General features: G+C 55.8%; 22 protein-coding genes. 12 read left to right on the top strand and 10 right to left on the bottom strand.

The features are described from left to right. Positions 1-39 precede the first annotated feature (39 nt). From gspG to B3K78_RS08125, 8 genes are all read right to left on the bottom strand, one after another. Entirely contained in the window at positions 40-513 is a 474-nt protein-coding gene (gene gspG, locus B3K78_RS08090; protein ID WP_204996532.1) for a type II secretion system major pseudopilin GspG, read from the bottom strand. Beyond that, entirely contained in the window at positions 514-1,506 is a 993-nt protein-coding gene (locus tag B3K78_RS08095) for a YhdH/YhfP family quinone oxidoreductase (RefSeq protein ID WP_286695053.1), read from the bottom strand. A gap of 13 nt (positions 1,507-1,519) precedes the next feature. Beyond that, positions 1,520-2,554, bottom strand: coding sequence for a protease SohB (gene sohB, locus B3K78_RS08100; RefSeq protein WP_286695054.1), 1,035 nt, complete (start codon positions 2,552-2,554; stop codon positions 1,520-1,522). A gap of 59 nt (positions 2,555-2,613) precedes the next feature. Beyond that, the gene (locus B3K78_RS08105) at positions 2,614-3,267 is read right to left on the bottom strand and encodes a hypothetical protein (RefSeq protein ID WP_286695055.1); all 654 of its coding nucleotides are present in this window, start codon (positions 3,265-3,267) and stop codon (positions 2,614-2,616) included. Next, positions 3,254-4,999, bottom strand: coding sequence for a FimL-related protein (locus B3K78_RS08110; RefSeq protein WP_286695056.1), 1,746 nt, complete (start codon positions 4,997-4,999; stop codon positions 3,254-3,256). Before B3K78_RS08110 ends, B3K78_RS08105 begins: the two co-directional genes overlap by 14 nt. Before the next feature lie 157 nt (positions 5,000-5,156). Beyond that, positions 5,157-5,888, bottom strand: coding sequence for a DNA polymerase III subunit epsilon (dnaQ, locus tag B3K78_RS08115; RefSeq protein WP_286695057.1), 732 nt, complete (start codon positions 5,886-5,888; stop codon positions 5,157-5,159). A 2-nt stretch (positions 5,889-5,890) separates the two neighbouring features. Further along, entirely contained in the window at positions 5,891-6,340 is a 450-nt protein-coding gene (gene rnhA / locus B3K78_RS08120; protein WP_204996526.1) for a ribonuclease HI, read from the bottom strand. 4 nt (positions 6,341-6,344) lie between these two features. Continuing rightward, the gene (locus tag B3K78_RS08125; protein WP_286695058.1) at positions 6,345-7,109 is read right to left on the bottom strand and encodes a class I SAM-dependent methyltransferase; all 765 of its coding nucleotides are present in this window, start codon (positions 7,107-7,109) and stop codon (positions 6,345-6,347) included. 42 nt (positions 7,110-7,151) lie between these two features. Between B3K78_RS08125 and gloB the strand changes: the two genes are divergently transcribed. The 12 genes from gloB (at position 7,152) to B3K78_RS08185 (ending at position 20,053) form a co-directional block, all read left to right on the top strand. Next, a complete protein-coding gene (gene gloB / locus B3K78_RS08130) occupies positions 7,152-7,973 on the top strand; it encodes a hydroxyacylglutathione hydrolase (RefSeq protein ID WP_286695059.1) in 822 nt (273 codons plus the stop codon). A 6-nt stretch (positions 7,974-7,979) separates the two neighbouring features. Beyond that, the gene (locus B3K78_RS08135; RefSeq protein WP_286695060.1) at positions 7,980-9,551 is read left to right on the top strand and encodes a lytic transglycosylase; all 1,572 of its coding nucleotides are present in this window, start codon (positions 7,980-7,982) and stop codon (positions 9,549-9,551) included. Between the two features lie 27 nt (positions 9,552-9,578). Further along, positions 9,579-10,607: an ABC transporter permease subunit gene (locus B3K78_RS08140; RefSeq protein WP_286695061.1), complete on the top strand. Its 1,029-nt coding sequence runs from the start codon at positions 9,579-9,581 to the stop codon at positions 10,605-10,607. Then, a complete protein-coding gene (locus tag B3K78_RS08145; protein WP_286695062.1) occupies positions 10,607-11,656 on the top strand; it encodes an ABC transporter permease in 1,050 nt (349 codons plus the stop codon). Before B3K78_RS08140 ends, B3K78_RS08145 begins: the two co-directional genes overlap by 1 nt. Next, entirely contained in the window at positions 11,649-13,475 is a 1,827-nt protein-coding gene (locus B3K78_RS08150; RefSeq protein WP_286695063.1) for an extracellular solute-binding protein, read from the top strand. Before B3K78_RS08145 ends, B3K78_RS08150 begins: the two co-directional genes overlap by 8 nt. Continuing rightward, positions 13,468-14,460 carry an ABC transporter ATP-binding protein gene (locus B3K78_RS08155; RefSeq protein ID WP_286695064.1) on the top strand — a complete coding sequence of 331 codons (993 nt, stop codon included), beginning with the start codon at positions 13,468-13,470 and terminating at the stop codon, positions 14,458-14,460. Before B3K78_RS08150 ends, B3K78_RS08155 begins: the two co-directional genes overlap by 8 nt. Further along, positions 14,453-15,436, top strand: a complete 984-nt coding sequence (locus tag B3K78_RS08160) for an ABC transporter ATP-binding protein (RefSeq protein ID WP_286695065.1) — start codon at positions 14,453-14,455, stop codon at positions 15,434-15,436. Before B3K78_RS08155 ends, B3K78_RS08160 begins: the two co-directional genes overlap by 8 nt. Positions 15,437-15,502: 66 nt before the next feature. After that, positions 15,503-16,573, top strand: coding sequence for an AraC family transcriptional regulator (locus B3K78_RS08165; protein WP_036256146.1), 1,071 nt, complete (start codon positions 15,503-15,505; stop codon positions 16,571-16,573). Next, positions 16,570-17,460, top strand: coding sequence for a tyrosine-protein phosphatase (locus tag B3K78_RS08170; protein WP_286695066.1), 891 nt, complete (start codon positions 16,570-16,572; stop codon positions 17,458-17,460). Before B3K78_RS08165 ends, B3K78_RS08170 begins: the two co-directional genes overlap by 4 nt. 4 nt (positions 17,461-17,464) lie before the next feature. After that, on the top strand, positions 17,465-18,586 hold the full coding sequence (locus B3K78_RS08175) for a class I SAM-dependent methyltransferase (protein ID WP_286695067.1): 1,122 nt from the start codon (positions 17,465-17,467) through the stop codon (positions 18,584-18,586). A 76-nt stretch (positions 18,587-18,662) separates the two neighbouring features. Then, a complete protein-coding gene (locus tag B3K78_RS08180) occupies positions 18,663-19,142 on the top strand; it encodes a low molecular weight protein-tyrosine-phosphatase (protein ID WP_204996515.1) in 480 nt (159 codons plus the stop codon). Positions 19,143-19,186: 44 nt separating this feature from the next. Then, positions 19,187-20,053: a TIGR03619 family F420-dependent LLM class oxidoreductase gene (locus tag B3K78_RS08185; RefSeq protein WP_286695068.1), complete on the top strand. Its 867-nt coding sequence runs from the start codon at positions 19,187-19,189 to the stop codon at positions 20,051-20,053. On the opposite strand, the gene B3K78_RS08190 is transcribed toward B3K78_RS08185, so the two are convergent. Both B3K78_RS08190 and B3K78_RS08195 read right to left on the bottom strand, forming a co-directional pair. Further along, a complete protein-coding gene (locus tag B3K78_RS08190; RefSeq protein ID WP_286695069.1) occupies positions 20,050-21,348 on the bottom strand; it encodes a methyltransferase domain-containing protein in 1,299 nt (432 codons plus the stop codon). The two genes, B3K78_RS08185 and B3K78_RS08190, sit on opposite strands and share 4 nt — an antisense overlap. Beyond that, entirely contained in the window at positions 21,349-21,609 is a 261-nt protein-coding gene (locus B3K78_RS08195) for a hypothetical protein (protein ID WP_286695070.1), read from the bottom strand. Between the last annotated feature and the right edge of the window lie 24 nt (positions 21,610-21,633).

Consider the following 21,633-nt stretch of genomic DNA (forward strand, 5'->3'; position numbering starts at 1 on the left):
AGCGCCATCGGCCAGTGACGGCTTCGCCAGGCGCCGAGCTCAGTAGTCGCTGTCACTCTCAAAAACAACGAGCAAATCCCGGTTCTCACCACTGCCACCTTCCACGCCATCCGCACCGAAGGTTTTCACGCTGAAGGATGGCGGTGCGTCGGAGCTGTGATAGATATAATCGCGCTTCCACGGGTCGCGAATCAGACTGCTACGACTTAAATAGGGGCCGGCCCAACGCGGGCTGAGAGGCTCCAAGACGGGGCTTTCCAACAGCGCGTATAGCCCTTGGTCGGGGCTTGGGTAACGCAAATTATCAAGCTTATATTGATGCAGAGCCCGGGTAATTCGCTCCAGGTCAATCACCGCTTGCTCATGCAAAGCCTCATCGACACGCTGCTTAACAAGGCTACTTACATATATCGTTAGTGCTGAGGCGATCAGCAATACAAAGAGAATTTCTCGACGGGTAATACCCCGGCTAGCGCCGGGGCCTGAGTTTGCCATACGGAGGCGAAGGTGCATTTATAGCTTTACTCTAATTCTCCCGCTGACTGATACCTCAAGGAAGCGCGCCAAATAGTCAGGCACCTCGTCGAGGGTTATTTCAGTTAGCAGAGCAGACCACGCCGCGTCATCGAGCTTCCACTGCTCGGCAAAACGCTGCCATATATCAGCTTTCCGTTGCTGACTAATTTCTACTGAATCGACACCCAGTAAGCATACACCGCGCAGAATAAATGGGAAAACGCTGCTGTTGATATTCACCCCGGCAGCCAGTCCACAACAGGCGACGGCGCCCTCGGGCTGAATAATTTTTAACAGGTTTGTCAGTGGATCGCCGCCGAGCGTGTCAATTGCCGCATCAAACAATGGCTTTGCCATTGGTTTTTTATCGAACTCTGCCAGCATTGATGGCGCCACACAATGTTGAGCGCCAATACTCTGTAAAAAGTCATATTGTTGCGCCTTGCCACTGATCGCGGTGACCTCCGCACCCAGTTGATTAAGCAATGCAATGGCAACACTACCAACACCACCACTGGCACCCGTTACGGCAATTTTAAGACCGCTCAGCTCGCCCAATTGACGCTGGAGCTTCTCCACACATAGGCCGGCCGTCAATCCTGCAGTGCCGAGTGCCATCGCCTCTGCACTGTCCAAGCCATCCGGGGCGGCCAGTAACCATTCACCGGGCACTTGAATTTGTTCTGCCAGGCCACCGTCGGTGTTCATTCCCAGGTCATAGCCCGTCACGATAACGCGGTCACCCGCCTTCCAATTATCGCTGGATGAGGCCAGCACTGTGCCCGCGGCATCGATGCCCGGCGTGTGCGGGTAGTTGCGGGTTACCCCTTTGTTGCCCGCGGCTGACAGTGCATCTTTATAGTTGAGCGACGAGTATTCTACCGCTACGCGCACTTCGCCATTCCCGGGCTGGGCAAAGTCGTCTTTGTCGACAACGCTGCACTGATAGGCGCCCTGCTCTTCTCTGACCTGTACGGCTTTAAATGTCATTATTTCCCCCGATTTAGCCGACAAAGCGGCTGTTGCGAATTTTTTCAACGACTCCCCAAAAACCTCGATCTATCGCTGTTTCAGCAGCGAAGCCAAGGCGCTCGGGTAGGCTGCGCTTTTGCTTAAAGTGCACCGCATAAATATCGGTGTCTTCACGTTTGCTCAGCAGATAGTCATCGCTGGTGGAAATACCGTCAATTAGACCTTTGTCCAGTGCGCGGCGGCCATACCACACCTCGCCGGTGGCAATGGATTCAATATCCAGTGACGGCCGATTTTCACTGACAAACTCTTTGAACAACTGGTGAGTTTCCTCGAGCTCTTCAATAAATTTTTTCCGCCCTTCATCCGTATTCTCGCCAACCATAGTGAGAGTGCGCTTGAACTCGCCAGCAGTGTGCAATTCGACATCGACATCGTGCTTTTTCAGCAAGCGATGGAAGTTGGGCATTTGCGCCACGACGCCGATTGAACCAATGATTGCAAAGGGTGCCGCAAGCAATTGATTGCCGATACACGCCATCATATAGCCACCACTGGCGGCAACCCTGTCGATAGCGATAGTGAGGGGAATACCCTTGTCGCGCAGTCGCTGCAGTTGCGATGAGGCTAAGCCGTAGCTATGTACCATGCCGCCAGGGCTTTCCAGGCGCAGCAGCACTTCGTCCTGGTCATTGGCTACGGTGAGTATTGCGCTGATTTCGTGGCGTAATGACTCCACCGCCGAGGCGCGAATATCGCCGTCGAAGTCGAGAACAAATAGCCGCTTTTTCGTCTTTTCCTGCTTGGCTTTGCGCTCGGCCTTGTGCTGTTTTTTCTTGTCCTTGCGCAGTTTTTTGTACTTTTCTTCGCTCAGCAAGCCGTAGTTCATGGTGTCTTGCCAGTCTTCAAAACGCTCGTGCAGACGACTGACTTCAACGTGACCGTCTTCGCCCTCGCGTTTGCTGCGCTGGCTAAACGAGGTAATAACGGTGAGCAATAAAACAATAAATACCAATGCCGTAACCGCTTTCGCGAGAAACAGACTGTAATCCACTAGAAAGTCCAAAAACGGGCTCCAAGTCAGTTAGAAAAGGTTCGTCATAGTGGTACGGGGCTGACCAACAGTCAAGTTGACCAGTTACGCAACGCGTTGATAGCAATTGGGTTTTTGGGCCGAATAAACATACCGCTGCGGCCGAGGTAAACATCAAATACCGCGCCGTCCTGCAAGGGTGCATAAACCCCGTTGCCGTAGTCGACATCTACCCAACGCCAAATAAACGCGTAGTTACTGAGCATTGGCCAACTGTCGAGCCATTCGCCACTGGGTAGCGGGTGAACCGTTCGCTGACTATTGGCTTCGCGCTCGGGGTGTTGATAGCGACCGCTAAGGCGCTCAAGGCGAACCAGGTTATTCAAGCCCAGCTTTGCCAGCGCAGCATCCCAACGCAGCACCCTACCCTCAAGCCGCCATTCATCGCCGCGCACGGGAAAGTGAAATGGCATGGGGTTTCCGTCGATATCCAGGCGCAGCGCAAAATTATTCTCACCGGACTGGGCAACGAATACGGTGGCTATGCGCTGTTCCACCGACAAATTGCGATAACTGATTAGGTCTTGGCTGACCAGGACGGTCGTGGCCGTCATCGGCGCAAATGCCAGAAGTAAAAGTCCGCAAGACAGCGGACGACGACGCAGCGACAGCAGCAGAACGATGCAAATTAGAACACTGCCGGCGCAAATCAGCAGTAACAGCGTAGCGAGCTCAGGAAGCGGCATTTCCCGTGTCCTGCGCCATCTCTACCGGAAAGCCCAATTGTTTTAATGAGTCTTCCGCAATAAGCAAAATTTTCTCATCGGGGATGTGGCGCGACTCCAGCTCGCCGAGGTAATACTCGACGCTGATCATCGCATCGGCGAGCGTCTCTAGCGCCTGCGCATCGCGCTGAGCGTCGCTGCGTTCGCGTCCCATAAAGGTTTTAACGAAGCGGGTTGCTGAACCCGTGACCGCCGCCAAACGGCACATTTTCAAAATATCGAAGGCGCCCCGCACCGAGCTCAAACTGCTCGGGACGTTTGCAATATGTGTGCTGTCAAAGCCAGAGTCGATATAGGAGGCGATGGCGCGCTTAATCATGCCAATGGCGCTTTTCGCTTCTTCGATAACAATTGCCGTGGCCTCACTCACCTGATTGTCGGCGCTGATGCTATCGCGTTTATCAATGCTGAGCGCATTGAGCTCATCGTAGTTGAGCTTGCGCCGGTCGATCTGTGCCAGGCTACTTTCGATAAACAGCAGAGTTTCCGCCAACTCTTCAAGTACCGCTCTGGCATTGCTTAGATCAGTACCGATTAGATCGAGCAACACGCCGGCATAGCGCCCCAATACTTCCGAGAGTGATGGCAGGTTGAGCACCAACAGCACATCAGCGCCCTGCTGCAGCAATTCGCTGAGCGGGCGAATTTCTTCGTCGTCGCTGCGGCCGTGTTGTGCAAGTAGCTCGAGAATATCTTTGGCATGACGCAGCTCCGCCCGCAGCTCGTTGAGCACGGAGGAGACCGTGTCGTAGCTTAAACCCAGCATCTGCGTGCGCAGGCGTTGGATTTCTGCATCATTAATATCAAAGGGACGAGTGCCAATCGCCTGCAGTAACTTGCCGTTAAACCCCTCCTGCCAGGACGACAATCGAAGCAGGAATAACAGCTCTTGTTCGAGAATTTCATCCCCGGGCTTATCTGAACCCAGTCGCCGCAGAGCGCCATCCAAACCGGTGAGTAGGCGTTTGCGCCGAGGGTTCAGCTCCAACCCGCCCTGGGCAAAGGCTTCAATGACGGCGCTGGCCAGCAGCCAAAAACGCTGGTTCCGTCCTGCCGGCAGTGCCCCGCACAGGCGACGTAGCGCTCGCGACATTAGGGTGAATTGCATCGCCGGTTGCGCGTCGCGCAGCAGCCCCAATAAGGCACGCTGGTAACTTTGCCGAACACGCTTAAGCAGCTCTGCTAGCGCGCCCGGGGCCATTGCCTGACTGCGCAACTTCAACTCCGAGTCACGGCTAAAGACATAGGCGTCGTTCTTGCAGAAATAGCTATCGGGCAGCAGTAATTGGCGGTGAGCCTCTCGCAGCTCGTTGGCGTGTGTAATCGCCATCAACGGGATTTCGTTACCGCGACTTTGCACAAATTCCAGGTAGCGCGGCAGAACAAAAAAAGCCGTGCTCAAGGCATTTAACTGGGCGTCTGGCAAGGCTGCGGTATTACTGACAATCGCTTGGCAAAGTGAGCGCATTTCATCGGCGATAAGCGCAGCCCCGCGCACTTCGATAAGCCGCAGGGTTCCCCCTATCTGACGAAGGGCCATCTCGCACTCATCCAGCAAGCGCAAATCGTGGCGCTCGGCCAAGAAGGTTTCAAAGATATTGGTGGCTTGCTGCAGGGTATTACTCAGCTCCTCCCCCACCAATGCGTAGGAGCTACTATTAATATCACTCTGCAATGCGGCTTGCTTGAACACTGGTAATGCCCCGTTGTCACGAGCCTGGCGCGGCTCAAACAAAGCTCAACCCACTTGTAAAATTGACAGTTAAGCTGCGGTATTTATTCGCCTTTTTATCAGTTATTTTTGCTTATGCACAGCGTCAAACAGCATAAAGCGCTACTGCGCCACGAAATCAGTTGCCGTCACTCGCCTCTGTGCTGCGCCAAAGGCAATTGCCGCCACTGGCTTTATCAATGATCTGCAGTTGCTCTAAGTGAGCGGCCAGCTCATCCTCACTGGCGCGCACCACCGTCAAAGCAGGCCGGTCCGCCGGCAGGCGCCGAATGCCCTTGTTTCCGCCTTCCCCGCCCTCGTTGCCATCCTCACCGGCAAGCGCCAGATTGGTCTGGCCACCGGTCATGATTAGATAGACATCGGCCAGAATTTCAGCATCGAGCAATGCGCCGTGAAGGTCGCGCTGAGAGTTATCTACATAGTAACGCTGGCACAATGCATCCAGGCTATTCCGCTGCCCGGGGTGCTTCTGGCGCGCCATGACCAAGGTGTCGACCACACCGCAGATTTCTGCAAGCTTTGGCTGCCGGCCCGGTAGCCTAGCCAGCTCCATATCGAGGAAGCCGACGTCGAACGGGGCATTGTGAATGACGAGTTCGGCGCCGCGAACAAAATCGAGAAATTCCTCAGCCACTGCTGAAAACAAGGGCTTATCGGCAAGCATTTCATTGGTAATGCCGTGGACCTCTATCGCCCCCGCTTCCACTTCGCGCTCGGGGTTGATATAGCGGTGAAAGTGCCGCCCTGTCAGCTTTCGGCCAACGAGCTCCACACAACCAATTTCGATAATCCGGTGGCCGTCATTAGGGTCAATACCGGTGGTTTCTGTATCGAGGACAATCTGGCGCATCGTTATCGTCTCAACTCGTCTATGCCGCGATTAGCCAAGCTATCGGCAATTTCATTTTCCCGGTGACCCGAGTGCCCTTTTACCCAGTGCCATTCAATGTCGTGCTGGCTATTCAACGCATCCAGCTCGCGCCACAGATCCGCGTTTTTCACCGGTGCTTTGCCGGCCGTCTTCCAGTTGCGCTTTTTCCAGTTGGCCATCCACTCGGTGATGCCTTTTCTGACGTACTGGGAATCAGTGGTTAGTGCCACCTGACAGGGCCGCTTTAGGGCCCGAAGCGCTTCGATAGCGGCGGTCAGTTCCATGCGGTTATTTGTTGTATCGGCTTCTCCGCCGTACAGCGTTTTTTCTTGCCCGCGGCTGCGCAGCAGTGCACCCCAACCGCCGGGGCCGGGGTTACCCTTGCAGGCGCCATCGGTAAAAATTTCAACTTTACTGTCACCGCTAGTCATTCAGTTACTCATGTTTAATATCACGTGTTGCCCCGAGCATACTTGGATGCCGGAGAATTTTAGCGCGCTTACGAACCTCTGCTGCCGGAGTGAGCGGCGCGCGGTATTTTGTCGCGCTCAGCACAAAAACACCACCCATTGGCATGGACGGGGAAAATGGCCGGTGGTTCATAAAGAAACTGGGAGAACTGATCGGCAGGCGGTGAAAGCCATAGCGCACGTCTGCGGTTTCAAAACCAAGCAATGACAGCCAGTCATTAATGCGATTGATACTCAGACTGTGGTTCTGCCACATTGCGCTGCGTTTAAGCCTGCCCATTAGCCCTCGCAGGGCCAGTGGAGACCATGGATTGATACTGCATATGACCAGTTTGCCGTGGGGCACGATCAGCCGCTCGACCTCGCGCAATACGGTATGGGGGTTTTCTACAAACTCCAGGAGGTGGTGCAATACCACCATATCCACAGATTCATTAGCCAGCGGCAATTGGTCGAAATCACAAACGGCATCCAGTATCTGACTGTAGCCATATTGCCCCAGCCCGCCGAGGTGCAATTGGCGCTGGCATAACTGTGGATCAACATTAAAACGCTCGGGAATCACGCTTAAATTCAACAGTTGACGGCCGGAGGTACTCCGGTCGCTGAGTGCGTGGTGCACCAAACGCTGCTCTTCGTGTAACACGGTGCCACCGACGGGCCCGCGAAACCATTGCCGCAGTGCGGGCAACAATACTTCAGGCGAATGCTGAGCGCGCCATCTAGCCATGATTTCACCCCTGTGTTGACCCTGTCACCATGAGCTAATACCTTGTCTGACAAGGGAAAACTGTATACCCTGACGCTAAATGAGGGTTTATTTATGGGCAAGCTGTCGGTCACGCCAATAGCGGCATTCAGCGACAATTACATCTGGTGCATCTCATCTGGCGAAGACGCTGTTGTCGTCGACCCAGGCGATGCAGCGCCCGTCATCGACTTCCTTAAGCATGCCCAGCTAAAGCTTACCGCAATTCTAATTACCCATCACCACTGGGACCATACTGGCGGAGTTGAGGCCCTACTGGCGCAATACCCCAACGTGGATGTCTGTGGCCCGGAAACATCCTGCGAGCACATCACCCGCCCTTTGGCAGACCACGACACCATAGGCATGCTGGGCGAAACATTTCGCGTATTGGCCGTTCCCGGCCACACCCTGGATCATCTGGCATTCTATAATGAAGAGTCTGCTCTGCTTTTTTGCGGCGATACGCTGTTTGCCGGCGGATGCGGCAGGCTTTTTGAGGGTAGCCCGGCGCAAATGTTGAACTCGCTGAGTAAACTTCAGTCTTTACCTGGCGCTACTCGGGTTTACTGCGCTCATGAATACACAGCAAGTAATTTGCAGTTCGCCTTGAAGGCAGAGCCCAATAACGCCACACTGCGCAATCGTTATGAGCAGGTGCTGGCTTTGCGTGAACGCGGAGAGATAACGCTTCCCTCCACCATTGAGGAAGAGTCGGCAACCAACCCATTCCTTCGCACCGCACAAGACGGTGTTCGTCAGGCCATTTGCCTGCGTGAAGGCAACGATAACTTAAACCAGCAAGAGGTGTTCGCCGCGCTTCGAAGCTGGAAAGACAACAGCTAATTTTGCATGAAAAACACGACCTACCAGCTCTTGTTGAGGCTAACTCTCGCCACCGCGCTTATCAGCGTGGGCGCTTGTGCAACTAATCGCAGCCAGCCCACGCAAGCCAAGAACGACGCACCCGCTTGTACAGAGGGTTGCAGTGAGCATATCGCTAAACTTGAGAATCAATTACTGCCGCCACCGATTCCTGCCAGTGAGCGCCGCTACAGCGATGTTTGGGAGCGCTTGAGTGCACAACTGAGTTTCTTGCCGCTAACCGAGCGCCGCGAAGTCGATAAACTGGAAGACTGGTATAGCAAGCACGGCCACTACATGGCCAAGATGAGCGCCCGCGCCGGGAATTATATCTATCACGTCGTGAAAGAGCTTGAAGCCCGCGATATGCCGATAGACCTGGCGCTACTGCCTTTTGTCGAGAGCGCCTACGACCCTTTCGCCTACTCCCATGGCCGCGCCGCAGGTCTCTGGCAATTTATTCCGAATACCGCCAAATACGTCGGCATTCAACAAAACTGGTGGTATGACGGTCGCCGCGATGTTCTGGTCGCCACCGACGCCGCGCTGGATTACCTCACCACCTTAAACAAGCGCTTCGACGGTGACTGGATGCTGACCCTGGCGGCGTACAATGCCGGCGCGGGCACGGTGAATCGCGCCATTCGCCGCAACCGCAAGGCGGGTAAGCCGACAGATTTTTGGTCGCTAAAACTCCCCAAGGAAACCAAGCGCTACGTGCCAAAACTGCTGGCGCTGGTCAAAATTTACCAAAACCCCGCACGCTACAACATCAGTTTGCCGGCCGTTGCCGACGCGCCGCGTTTTGAAAAGGTGGCCATAGACAGCCAGATAGACCTCGCCAAAGCCGCTGCCCTGGCGGATATCAGCGTCGAGGAGCTATATCGCTACAACCCAGGCTTCAACCGCTGGGTGACAGCGCCGGAGGGCCCTCACCACCTTCTGATTCCCAGCAAGCAGGCCGAAAAATTTAAAACACGCTTGGCCGCCCTGCCCAAAGAACAGCGCATTGCCTGGCAGCGCTATCGAGTTTCACCGGGTGACAACCTGATTAGCATTGCCAAGCGCCACCACATCGATATTGCCAGCATTAAGCGTTTCAACAAGCTCAATGGCGATATGTTGCGCGTCGGCCAAGAGCTCCTGATACCGGCCAGCAGCCAGGCAACCACCTCCCCCAACTTAGACCGTGGCATTGCTGAGCGCGGCCGTCACCAGTCGCAGCATATTGTTCGCCGCGGCGACACGCTCAGCGGCATTGCTCAACGGCACAAGGTGTCAGTCAAGCAACTCATTCGCTGGAATCGCCTGGATCAAGGTGCCCTCATCAAGCCGGGGCAAAAACTGGCGATCTGGAAAAAAGGTCCATCGTCAGGCAATGGTATCGTGCGTAAGGTGGGCTATAAGGTTCGCAGCGGCGACTCGCTATCGCGTATCGCGAGCCGCTTCAAGCTGAAAATTGCCGATATTCTGGAGTGGAATTCAATTGGCCGCAGCAGTTATCTGCAACCCGGCCAATCGCTGACCCTCTACGTCGACGTGACGCGGGCCGACCTGTAGTTGACAGCCACCTGACTGGAAGTACCTATGCTTGGCTATTTCGTTCGTCGCGGCCTGTTGATTATCCCTACATTCATTGGCATCACCCTGCTGGTGTTCAGCATCACCCGCGTTGTTCCCGGCGGGCCGATAGAGCGAATGATGACCCAGGCCCAGCTCGGTGGCGAGGCAGGCAGCCTGCACCGCAGCGAGGGCGGTGGCACGCTATCTGACGAGCAGCTCGAAGAGCTCAAACGCTACTACGGCTTCGACAAACCCTTGCTAAGCAGTTATGCCAGTTGGCTAAAACAGGTGCTGCGCTTTGACCTGGGTCTCTCCACCCGCTATCAGGACCCCGTTTGGGACATCATCAAGGAGCGCTTTCCTGTCTCCGTATTCTACGGCGTGACAACACTGGTGCTCACCTACCTCGTCTGTATCCCGCTGGGCCTGCTCAAAGGCATGAACCACGGCAGCCGCTTTGACAATCTGTCGTCAGCAGTGGTGTTTCTGGGTTACGCGCTACCCAGCTATGTCATTGGTATTGCGTTGATTTCGGTGTTTGCCGGTTACTACGACTGGTTTCCTCTCGGCGGCTTTGTCTCCGACAACTTCGAGGAACTCTCGCCGCTGGCCAAGGCCAAAGATGTTTTTCACCACGCTGCGCTGCCGCTTATTGCCTATTTAGCGGGAAGTTTTGCGGTGACAACCCTGATGATGAAAAACGCCTTGATGGATAATTTATCAGCTGACTACATGCGCACAGCGGCGGCAAAGGGCCTCAGTTTAGGAAAAAGCGTTCGCCGGCACGCGCTGCGCAATAGTCTCATTCCCGTCGCCACCTCCTTTGGCAACAATATTTCCTTGCTGATTGGCGGCTCCTTTTTGATCGAGACCATTTTCAACATCGACGGTATTGGACTACTCGGCTACGAGGCCATTATTGAGCGAGACTACCCCATCGTGATGGGCATCTTGGTGATCTCTTCCCTGCTCTACCTGATAGGCAATATTCTTTCCGATATCTGTGTCGCCATTGTTGACCCGCGCATTCGCTTTGGTGGAGGGAGCCGTTAATGAATCTGCTGCGAAACCCCGTCGCCCAAAAGCGCTGGCAGCGTTTCAAGCAATCCCGTCGAGGCTATATCTCCGCTTGGTTGTTGCTGGTGTTGACCACGCTCAGTTTTGGTGCGGAGCTGCTTGCCAACCATCGGCCACTGCTGGTGAGTTACCAGGGCGAGCTTTATTTCCCCACCTTTGGGGCACAGCACAGCGGCAAGGATTTTGGCCTGGGCATCGACTACGAGCCGAATTACCGCGAACTACAGACGCAGTTTCGCGACGCCGACGAGGGCAATTGGGTGCTCATGCCCCCGATTCCCTACGGCCCGTTGGAAAATGACCTGATAGCCGGGGATTTCCCGCCTCACGCACCCTCGCTCACCACACGGCATTATCTGGGCACAGACACCAGCGGGCGCGACGTCCTTGCCAGGCTGATCTACGGCTTTCGCACTGCGATGCTATTCTCGCTTGTGCTATTGGTATTTAACTACGCTATTGGCGTCGCCATTGGCTGCATGATGGGATATTGGGGTGGCGCCTTTGACTTATTTTTCCAGCGCATTATCGAAATTTGGTCCAATGTCCCCTTCCTGTACGTGATCATGATTGTCGCCTCCATCATCACCCCGGGGTTCTGGACCCTGCTGTTCATTATGGCGTTCTTCGGCTGGACCGCGATGACCTGGTATATGCGTACCGCAACGTACAAGGAGGTCTCTCGGGATTACGTGATGGCGGCGCGCGCGCTCGGCGCCTCGGGTAGCCGCATTGTTTTTCGGCATATCCTGCCGAATAGCGTATCGACTCTGATCACCTTTGTTCCCTTCTCCGTGGCGTCGGGTATCACCGCACTTACCGCCTTGGACTATTTAGGCTTTGGCCTTCCGGCGCCAACACCCAGCTGGGGAGAACTGCTCAAGCAGGGCACAGAAAACATGGAATCGCTGTGGCTGGTTGGCTCGGTAGTGGTGGCCATGACCCTAATATTGATGCTTGTTGCCTATGTCGGCGAGGCGATTCGCGATGCCTACGATCCACGAAAATTCAGTTTCTATGAATAAACGCCTCTCACAACTGCTGTTGTTATTCGTCGCGGCTTTCCCCTTATGGATTTACGCCGCCGAAGACGCCAAGCTACCCGACCAGTTGCCCGAGAATCTGTCCTGGCAAACCAACCTGAGCGACCCCATTTTCGCCAGCCCTGAAGCCAAACGCGGCGGCCGCTTTCGCAGCTTTATTACCACCTTTCCGCTCACGCTGCGTTTGGTAGGCCCCGACTCCAATGGCAGTTTTGCGAGCTATATGCGCGCCAACCATCTGGGACTGGTCGGCATACACCCGAACACGCTGAACCCCATACCGGAACTTGCCACGCACTGGGCGTTTGGCGACGACGGACACAGTCTCTACTACCGTTTAGACCCGGACGCTCGATGGTCCGACGGCAAACCCGTTACCGCCGATGACTATCTGTTTGCGCTGCAATTTATGCGCTCTAAATTCATATTGGCACCGTGGTATAACAACCATTACAACACCGTGATCCTCGATGTCGTAAAGTATGACGACCACACGATTGGCATCCTCGGCAGTGTTGCCAAACCCCGCGATGAAATGCTGTTTGAATACAGCATTTCGCCGGTACCCGCCCATTTCCACAAACTGGATGAAAACTGGGTACGCGACTACAACTGGAAGATAGCGCCGAACACCGGCCCTTACGTTATCGACACCATTCGCAAGGGCAAATATATTGAGTTCCGCCGAAAGCAGGACTGGTGGGGGAATAACAAGCGTTACTTCCAGCACCGCTTCAACCCCGATTTTTTGCGTGTAAAACTCATACGGGACATCAATATCGCGTATCAGTACTTTCGCAAAGGCGAGCTGGATAGCTTCCCCCTGCTCATGCCGCGGCTGTGGCATAAAAAAGCCCAGGGGCGCATTTTTGAGCAGGGCTATGCGGGTAAAATCAAATTTTATAACAGCGTTCCCAGGCCGATTTCCGGGTTGTTTCTCAACGAGGATGTCCCTCTGCTCAGCGACCGCAATGTTCGCTATGCCATTGCTCATGCCCTTAATATCGACAAAGTGATCAACACCGTGCTGCACGGTGACTACGAACGCCTACAGACCGCCCACGAAGGCTATGGCGATTACAGCAACCCCGATATTCGCGCCCGCGAATTCGACTTAGACAAAGCCAACCGCCTGCTAAATGCCGCCGGTTGGGACACCCGTGGTCCCGACGGTATACGGCAAAAAGACGGGCAGCGCCTGAGCATTCGCGTAACGTACTACAGCAGCGGCCACAACGACCGCTTGGTGATCTTGGCACAGGAGGCGCGCAAAGCGGGTATAGAGCTGTCACTGCAACTTCTCGACCCCTCTGCCGCCTTCAAACAAATTCTGGAAAACAAACATCAAGCGGCTTGGATGGCGTGGTCAGGCGGCGGCTTGTCGCCACGCTATTGGCAGTTCTACCACTCGGACAACGCCCACAAGCCCCAAACAAACAATGTGACCAACACCGACAACCCGGAGATCGACGCAAAAATCGATGCCTATCGCACAGCCACAGACAAGGCCAGTCGGGTCAAATTAGCACGCGAATTGGAACAACTGGTGTTCGAGCAGGGCTCATTTATTCCGACCTTTAAAGTGCCCTACACCCGCGAAGCATTCTGGCGCTGGCTAAAATTGCCGGACTTTCACGGTACTCGCAGCACCGACAGTCTATTCGATCCGCTGGGCAGCACAGGCGGCCTATTCTGGATAGACAGTGATGAACAGCAGCGGGTTGACGAGGCCAAATCCCGCAATAAGGCCCTGGATCCAGTCATGATTGTGAATAAACGCTGGGCAACTGGCGATGAATGAGTCAGCCGTTATCCGCGCAGATAAGCTCTGCATCAGCATTACCGACGATGCCGGTCGGCAGCATCAACTGGTTAATCAACTGAGCTTGCAGATTTTCCCAGGCGAAACACTCGGGCTGGTCGGCGAATCAGGCTGCGGCAAGAGCCTTACCGCCATGTCGCTGATGGGCCTGCTACCCCGGCCCCAGGCGGAGATCTCCGGTGGGCGAATTCACTACCGCGGCAGCGAAATCGACTGCCGCGATGCACAGGCCTTCCGGTCACTACGCAGTCGCGATATCGCGGTTATTTTCCAGGACCCGATGACCGCCCTGAACCCGGTACACACGATCGCACAACAAATTGGCGAAACACTGCGCTTGCACTGCCCTGAACTCAGCCGAAAACAGCGACGCGAACGCTGTATTGCGCTGTTGCAAGACGTTGGGATGCCCGCCGCCGAGCAGCGGCTTTCCAGCTACCCCCATCAACTCTCTGGCGGCATGCGCCAGCGCGTGATGATTGCCATGGCACTGGCCGGCGAGCCCAAACTGCTTATCGCCGATGAGCCGACCACCGCGCTGGATGTCACCATTCAAGCGCAAATACTCCAGCTACTTAAAACCCTGCAACAAAAACGCGATATGGCAATGCTGTTTATCACCCATGACCTCGCGCTGGTTTCTCAGCTAGCCGATCGCGTGGCAGTGATGTATGCAGGGGAAATTGTTGAGCAAAATCGTGCCGCAGCGCTCTTTGCCAAACCCAAGCATCCGTATACAAAAGGCCTGTTAGCCGCACTGCCCGCGAAAGCCGCAGCGCCGAAGAGCCGCTTAAACGCGCTGGGCGGTCAGGTGCCCAGCATTGACGCCATGCCGCCAGGCTGCCGCTTCGCCAATCGCTGCGACCATGCAACGCCGCTGTGCCAGCAAAGCGCTCCACCTATGACGCCGCGAGACAATGGCGCAGAGATTGCCTGTCACCACTGGAGGGTAATTGATGACTGACGCACTGCTACGGGCCGAAAACCTATCACTGCACTTCCCTCAGTCTCAGGGCTTCCTAAAACCAAAACTGCTACTGCGCGCAGTGGACGGCGTTAGCTTCGCTTTACAGCAGGGCGAGACGCTGGGTTTGGTTGGGGAGTCCGGCTGTGGCAAAAGCAGTCTGGGTAAAGCACTTCTCAACCTGCACCGCCCTACCTCCGGCACAGTAGCGTTCGAGGGAAGAGATATAACCGGCCTCAGCGCTGCGCAAATGCGCCCGCTGCGGCGCGATATGCAGATGGTGTTCCAAGACCCGTTCGAGTCCTTGAACAGCCGTCACACAGTGGCAACAATTCTTGAAGAGCCGCTGATCATCCACCGCTTAGGCAGCAGCAGTTGGCGTCGTCGCCGCGTCAACGAATTACTCGAACTCGTTGGCCTTCCGGCCTCTGCACTTAGCAAATACCCCCACGAATTTAGCGGCGGTCAGCGCCAGCGCATTGGTATTGCGCGCGCCATTGCCCTGGAGCCCAAACTGCTGATCTGCGACGAAGCCGTTTCTGCGCTCGACGTCTCAGTACAGGCGCAAATCTTGAATTTGCTATTGGACATACAGCAACGGCTGTCACTGGCGATGCTGTTCATTTCTCACGACATCTCCGTTGTGAAACACATGAGCGACCGCATCGCGGTGATGTACCTGGGAGAGTTAGTAGAAATCGGTGATGCCCGGTCGCTGTGCGAACGCCCTGCCCATCCCTACACCCGCGCCCTGCTTTCTGCAGTACCACAACTCGCCAGCCCGACGCTGCCCCAAGCTGCCCTAAGCGGCGATATGCCATCCCCTATGGCAATGCCCGAGGGGTGCCGCTTTGCCGGGCGCTGCCCCCACCAACGCGCCGAGTGCCTTACGCAGCCGCCGCGTTTGGAAAAGCGTCACGACGGCCGGGAAATTGCGTGCCACTTCTGGCGGGAAATTCCCGATGATTTACCGTAAACTAGCCAGCAAAACTGATCTCGGATAATCGTCGTGCGCAGCAACCCCCACGCTAAAAGAGACCCCGTGCCGCTGAAATATGCCCGCAGCATGCTGCAGGTTGCCGAAGCGCAGGGCTACAACGGTGCCGAACTCCTCAGGTCTCTACAGTTACCGATTGACCCGCTGTCTCCCAGCGCGGACCTGGACTCGCCCATTGACGCCCAGTATTACTCGCAGATCTATCGCCGCGTTATGTGGCTGCTGCAAGATGAGTCCTTTGGATTGGGCCTTCGTCAGCGAACGCCGGCCGGCAGTTTTCGCATGCTGTCATTATTTATCATCCACTGTGAAACACTGGAACAAGCACTACGCCGCGCCGCCGAATTTATCGTGTTTTGCAGAACCTTGAGCGACGTTCCCAGCGCGGCGCGCCGACCGGTAGAGCGCCTCGGCGACGGTACCGCCTTTTACCGCTTCCCCAGCGACGTGGAACTGGCAGAAAGTGATGACACCATTGACCAGCGCTACACCATGGCACACACCATGGCGATCTGGCGCCGCTTCTGCCAGTGGCTTATCGGTAAACCGCTCGAGTTGATTGCCGTGCACATGCAGGCCAGCGCACCCGACAATCCCGAGTACTTTGAGCACTTGTTTAACTGCGAAATTCACTACGGCCGTGAACACAACGCCTTCTTATTGGCCGAGCACTGCCTGGACTGCCCATTGATTCACACGGAGGAATCACTGCGCAAATTCCTTCGCGATGCCCCCTACCACCTGCTGGTATCGCAAGACGATGACGACAGCTCTCTGCTGTCACAAATGAAGCGCATCGTCGGCAACGATCTCAGCCACGAATTCCCCAGTGTGGTGACAATGGCAGAGAACCTGAATATGTCGGTGCGCACCCTGCGCCGCCGTCTCAAAGATTTGGGCACCACCTATCAGCAATTCAAGGACGAGCTACGCAAGGAGCACGCTCTGCGTTGGCTCAATCAGCCGGAGCTGAAAATCAATGCCGTGTCAGCACTATTGGGCTTCGATGAACCCAGTGCTTTTCACCGCTCCTTTAAAAAATGGACCGGCATGACACCCGGCGAATATCGCGCCAGCCGGCAGTCACCCCACTCCGCCGAGAAACCCGCCCAATGAGTCAGTACGACGAGATTGCAAAGAGCCTTCACTTGGCCTCCCAACACCGTGGTTTGACTGCGGCGCAGCGGCCAATTCCCAGCCAGTTGCCCCATCATGAACGCCACAGCCTTCGCAAACTGCCCTTTGAACAGGCGCATAATTTTCGCGACCTCGGCGGCTATAAAAATCGCGATGGTCAGCAACTTAAATGGGGCATGATTTATCGCACCGACAAGCTGTCATCACTCAGCGAGGAAGACCAGCGTTACTTGCAGAGGCTGGAGGTAAAGCGGATCGTCGACTTTAGATCAGATGAAGAACGCCTGTCAGCACCCCATGCACTGGCCAGCGGTTACGCCGTTCGGGTCGATGCCATGCCCATTACCGTCGATGCGGCACAAATTGAACTGGTCACCGCGCGCCTGCAACAGGAAGATGTCAGCGCCGATGATATGGCGGCTTTTCTGGTAGACGCCAATCGCGAGATGGTGGTGCGCTACACACCCGTTTATCGTCAGTGGATGCACTCCCTTTTGGAACAGGACCACTACCCCCAGCTCTTTCACTGCACCGCAGGAAAAGATCGAACCGGCCTTGCCGCCGCGCTACTGCTTCACGCCCTGGACGTCCCCGAAGATACGATAATGGAGGACTACCTGGCGACCAATCACTACACGGCGGAGCGCATCGACCAGGTGATCGAGCAGATTGCCCAAATGGACATGTTAACCGCCGACGAAGCGGTAATTCGCACCTTATTTCATGTTCAGCCACAGTTTATTAACGCCGCCTTTGAGGCGATCGATGAGCATTACGGCAGCTTGGCGGATTACTTTGAGCATGGCCTAAAACTCGACGCGCTGGCACGTCAGCAGCTTCGCGAGCTTTTACTCGAAGACGGCTAAACCTTTGAACACCACCACTCTGGAAAGTCCTTTCGGCGAACTCACCCTGCAGCGCCGGCCCCGCCGTCGCAACGAAGTACTTCAGGCCTGGGATGCGGCCGACCGCTACCTGCTCAATTACCTTGCCGAAAACCCTCCGCCACAGGGCAGTCGCCTACTGCTCGTGAACGATGCCTTTGGCTGTCTCGCTGCCGCGCTGTCGGACTATGAGTGCATTTCCTGGTCAGACTCGGCGGTTGCCCACCGCGCATGCCTTGAAAATTGCGCGGCAAACCAACGCCGTGCTCCCGCGCTGCTGAGCAGCTGCGAGGCACCCACAGGCAGCTTCGATCGCGTTATCTATCGCTTGCCACGCAACCACAGTTACCTGCGCTATCAGCTCCAGCACATCGCTCAGCTGCTGCGCTCACCCGACGTATTTATTGGCGCCTGCATGGCCAAGTACTTGGACAGCTCAAGCATGGCGGTGTTTTCAGAAAGCGTTGGCGAGGCCGCAGCCAGCCTGGCATGGAAAAAAGCCCGCCTGATACACCTGCAATCACTCAGCCCCGGCGCGGCCGTCGATGACGACTCGCTGGCTCTAGACAGCAGCGAACTGGGCATTTCACTCAGCAATCGCGCCAATGTTTTTTCTCGGGGCAAGTTAGACAGGGGTAGCCGCTTGTTGCTCAATGCATTGGGCGACCTTCACACGCCAGACTCACTGGCGGACTTAGGTTGTGGCAATGGGCTGTTGGGCATTATGGCGGGAAAGCGTTGGCCCGAGACGGCGCTGCATTTTTTCGATGAATCCTATATGGCAATAGACAGCGCCAGGCGCAATGTGCGCGATAATCTGCCGGGCGCAGTTGCCCAGTTTTATGCTCGCGATTGCATGCACGGTTACGACGGCGCCCCGTTTGACACCATCGTTTGTAACCCGCCATTCCACCAAGAGCAGCAGCTGGGAGATCACATCGCGCGCCAGATGTTCTCAGACAGCCATGCGCATTTGGCACCCGGCGGCCAATTCTGCGTTGTGGGGAACCGCCATCTTGACTACCACAAACTGTTAAAGAAGCGCTTTGGCAACTGTGAGGTGCTGCGCTCGGACGCGAAGTTTGTCGTCTTGCTAGCGCAGAAATAGCGGCCCACCAAATGGGTGATGCTGCGCTCCGGTACAGCATGCTACTTTGGCGGCCCTGTTATTTATTGAGCTGTTTATGTCTATTCACGTAGTGTTTGTTTGCCTGGGGAATATCTGCCGTTCGCCTGCGGCCCAGGGTATTCTCGAATATAAAGTCGCCGAGGCCGGGCTTAGCGAGCATATTTCAGTGGACTCCTGTGGCACCGCAGCCTTTAACATTGGCAAGGCGCCCGACCCACGCTCCATTCAGGCCGCTGAAAAAGCGGGCTACGATATTTCCCAACAGATCGCGCGGCAAATATGCGATGACGACTACCATCGCAGTCACTACGTCATTGTGATGGACCGCAAAAATCTCAGTAATGTTGAGGCCTGGGCACCCGCGGACTTTAACGGGGAGATCAACCTACTGCTTCACTATCAGAGCAACGGCGGTAACAGCCAGATTCCCGACCCCTTTTATGACGACGCCGAACAGTTCGACCATGTCATACGTACGCTGGAAAACGCCATAGACGCCTTACTGAGTCACATTCGTCAGCAGCACCAACTTTAGCGCGTCACGCCCCAAATAATAATCAAATACGGCAGGAACCTACTGTGAAATTCGTTCTCTCTTCGTCTTTTTGCCCCTTGAAAGAACTCCGTGAACTCGCCATCGCCGCCGATGAAAGCGGCTGGGAAGCCATGTCGTTTTCCGACCACGTGGTCAATCCCGAAACATTGAGTCACGACTATCCCTATACAGAAGATGGCGAGCGCCGCTGGCAGCCTTTCACCGATTGGCCAGACCCTTGGGTAATGATTGCCGCTCTGGCGGCGGTGACCGAAAACCTTAAATTCACCAACAATATTTTTGTGCTGCCGATGCGCAACCCGTTTCTCGTTGCCAAGGCGATTAGCACCGCGGCTATCGTTTCAGATAATCGCGTCATTCCCGCGATCGGTGTCGGCTGGTCTAAGGATGAGTTCGGGCTGTTGCAACAGGACTTCCATACTCGCGGAAAACGCGCCGATGAAATACTGGAAATATTGCCGCTGCTCTGGAGCGGTGAGATGGTGAGTTACGAGGGACAGTTCTACCAATTTCCCCGTTTAGAAATGAACCCGGCGCCCACTGAGCTGCCGCCGATCTGGGTGGGCGGCATCAGTAAGGCTGCCATGCGTCGCGCGGCCCGCCACGACGGTTGGGTGAGCGATTTACAAACCAGCGACGAAATCATCGACTCCGTCAAACTGATTCGCCGCTACCGTGAAGAGCAGGGATTCGACCCCGAGCAGTTCTCAGTGATGGCGACCCCGTCAGACGCCTTTACCCCCGATGCCTACCGCAAACTCGAAGACAATGGCATTACCCATATCCTGACTCAACCCTGGCCGTTCTACCATGGCAACACCGACGACCCGGTGAAAAAACGCGACGGCGTGCTGCGCTATGCCCAGGACATTATTGCAAAAATGGCCTAGCGCTCCAGCAAAATCAGCGACTCCATATGGTGGGTATGCGGGAACATATCTACCATCGCCGCTTTTTTGATCTCGAAGCCCGCCTCACACAAAATTGCGAGATCGCGGGCCAAGGTCGCGGGGTCACACGACACATACACCACCCTGCGCATCGAAGGTGAGCCAGCAATGGCTTCGCACACTGCCCTGGCGCCCGCCCTTGGAGGATCCAATAAGGCGGCGCTGGCCTGGCGAAGCGGAATCTGCGCCGAATCAAACAGGTCGGCGCAGGCAAACTCAATGGCTAATGCCTGCTCCTGCGTCCGCTGCCGCGCCCGCGCTAACATCTCCTCGCCGGCATCGACCGCGAGCACGGAGGAGCCCGACTGGGCAAGGGGGAAGCTGAAATTACCCAGCCCGCAGAAATAATCGATGACGAATTCCCCGGCCTGCGCGTCCAACCACGCTACACTGCGCGAGACCAGCTGCGTATTCAGCTCGCGGTTAGCCTGGGTGAAGTCAGTCGGCGTAAAGTGCAAGGCATGGGAAACCGAGCTGCTGTAGCGAAGCGGCTCGCATTCATTTACCCAGATTCCGTCCGAACTACGCACCTGATACAACTGCACCGCTGGCAATAAGGCGTTTGCTAACGATTCGCTCCACTCTCTGCTTCTGCGGCGACTGTCCTCAACGGCCAAACCGACTCTGCCGCCCTCTCCCAGGCTAAAAAGCAATTCGGCCTGGTGGCTCTGTTTTAACGCGTGCAATAGGGGTTCGCGAACGGCAGCAATTGCCGCGTTCAGCGCTGGCTCTAACACTGAACAGGCTGCCGTATCGACAATATGGTGGGTCGCCGCTGCCTTGAACCCCAGGTGCCCCGCGCGGTATGACAAGCGCGCTCGGTGGCGGTAAGCCTCTGGCGGCCCGGCCATTACCTCTACATCAACGCACTCATCAATGATCGCTGACAGGCGTGAACGCTTATGCTCAACTTGCTCGGGATATGCCAAATGCTGGAGCTGACACCCTCCGCACTGCCCGTACTGCGAACACGGCGGTGCGACTCGATGTTCGGACGCCGCCAACAGCTGGACACTCTCCGCTTCATCGAAGCGCTTGTGGCGCTTGAGCAAGCGCGCCTGCACACGCTCGCCAGGCAATGCGCCCAGGACGAACACCACCTTGTTGTTATGATGGGCGATGCCCCTGCCGTCATCTGCCAAGCGCTCAATGTGCAACTCAAACACGCCCTTATCGGCAGGCGTTGCGCGTTTAGCGCGAGCATTGCGCTTCGAAGGTTTGAAAATTGTCGCCATCTAGCGCAGCCCCGTCGCTGGAATAAATTGCTGGTAGCGTTGCAAGCATTGCTTTTTCCGCTCTCGCAATTGCCGCTGCTGTTTATCACTCGCGACAGTCACCTCGCTGAGACGGTCGCAGGGCCACTGTGCGATCGCAGGCTCAGACGCAGGGCGAACCGCTGGCGACCAACGCTCTATTGGCGGCTGTGCCGTCGGCGTCTCAGCCGCCACAGGCGCTGACACCGCGAGCATGAAAAGCAATGGAAAAGCGGTTGGCATAGGGCACTCTTGCAATTATTCGTC

The organism is Spongiibacter sp. UBA1325, from assembly GCF_002306875.1.
GTDB classification, from domain to species: Bacteria; Pseudomonadota; Gammaproteobacteria; order Pseudomonadales; family Spongiibacteraceae; genus Spongiibacter; species Spongiibacter marinus.

Bases quoted from the DNA above. Each gene is read 5' to 3' on its own strand.
- B3K78_RS08190 (WP_286695069.1), bottom strand. From the start codon at position 21,348: ATGGCGACAATTTTCAAACCTTCGAAGCGCAATGCTCGCGCTAAACGC.
- B3K78_RS08135 (WP_286695060.1), top strand. From the start codon at position 7,980: ATGAAAAACACGACCTACCAGCTCTTGTTGAGGCTAACTCTCGCCACC.
- gspG (WP_204996532.1), bottom strand. From the start codon at position 513: ATGCACCTTCGCCTCCGTATGGCAAACTCAGGCCCCGGCGCTAGCCGG.
- B3K78_RS08125 (WP_286695058.1), bottom strand. From the start codon at position 7,109: ATGGCTAGATGGCGCGCTCAGCATTCGCCTGAAGTATTGTTGCCCGCA.
- B3K78_RS08140 (WP_286695061.1), top strand. From the start codon at position 9,579: ATGCTTGGCTATTTCGTTCGTCGCGGCCTGTTGATTATCCCTACATTC.
- B3K78_RS08180 (WP_204996515.1), top strand. From the start codon at position 18,663: ATGTCTATTCACGTAGTGTTTGTTTGCCTGGGGAATATCTGCCGTTCG.
- rnhA (WP_204996526.1), bottom strand. From the start codon at position 6,340: ATGACTAGCGGTGACAGTAAAGTTGAAATTTTTACCGATGGCGCCTGC.
- B3K78_RS08170 (WP_286695066.1), top strand. From the start codon at position 16,570: ATGAGTCAGTACGACGAGATTGCAAAGAGCCTTCACTTGGCCTCCCAA.
- B3K78_RS08150 (WP_286695063.1), top strand. From the start codon at position 11,649: ATGAATAAACGCCTCTCACAACTGCTGTTGTTATTCGTCGCGGCTTTC.
- B3K78_RS08160 (WP_286695065.1), top strand. From the start codon at position 14,453: ATGACTGACGCACTGCTACGGGCCGAAAACCTATCACTGCACTTCCCT.
- B3K78_RS08195 (WP_286695070.1), bottom strand. From the start codon at position 21,609: ATGCCAACCGCTTTTCCATTGCTTTTCATGCTCGCGGTGTCAGCGCCT.
- B3K78_RS08105 (WP_286695055.1), bottom strand. From the start codon at position 3,267: ATGCCGCTTCCTGAGCTCGCTACGCTGTTACTGCTGATTTGCGCCGGC.
- B3K78_RS08095 (WP_286695053.1), bottom strand. From the start codon at position 1,506: ATGACATTTAAAGCCGTACAGGTCAGAGAAGAGCAGGGCGCCTATCAG.
- B3K78_RS08155 (WP_286695064.1), top strand. From the start codon at position 13,468: ATGAATGAGTCAGCCGTTATCCGCGCAGATAAGCTCTGCATCAGCATT.
- dnaQ (WP_286695057.1), bottom strand. From the start codon at position 5,888: ATGCGCCAGATTGTCCTCGATACAGAAACCACCGGTATTGACCCTAAT.
- B3K78_RS08145 (WP_286695062.1), top strand. From the start codon at position 10,607: ATGAATCTGCTGCGAAACCCCGTCGCCCAAAAGCGCTGGCAGCGTTTC.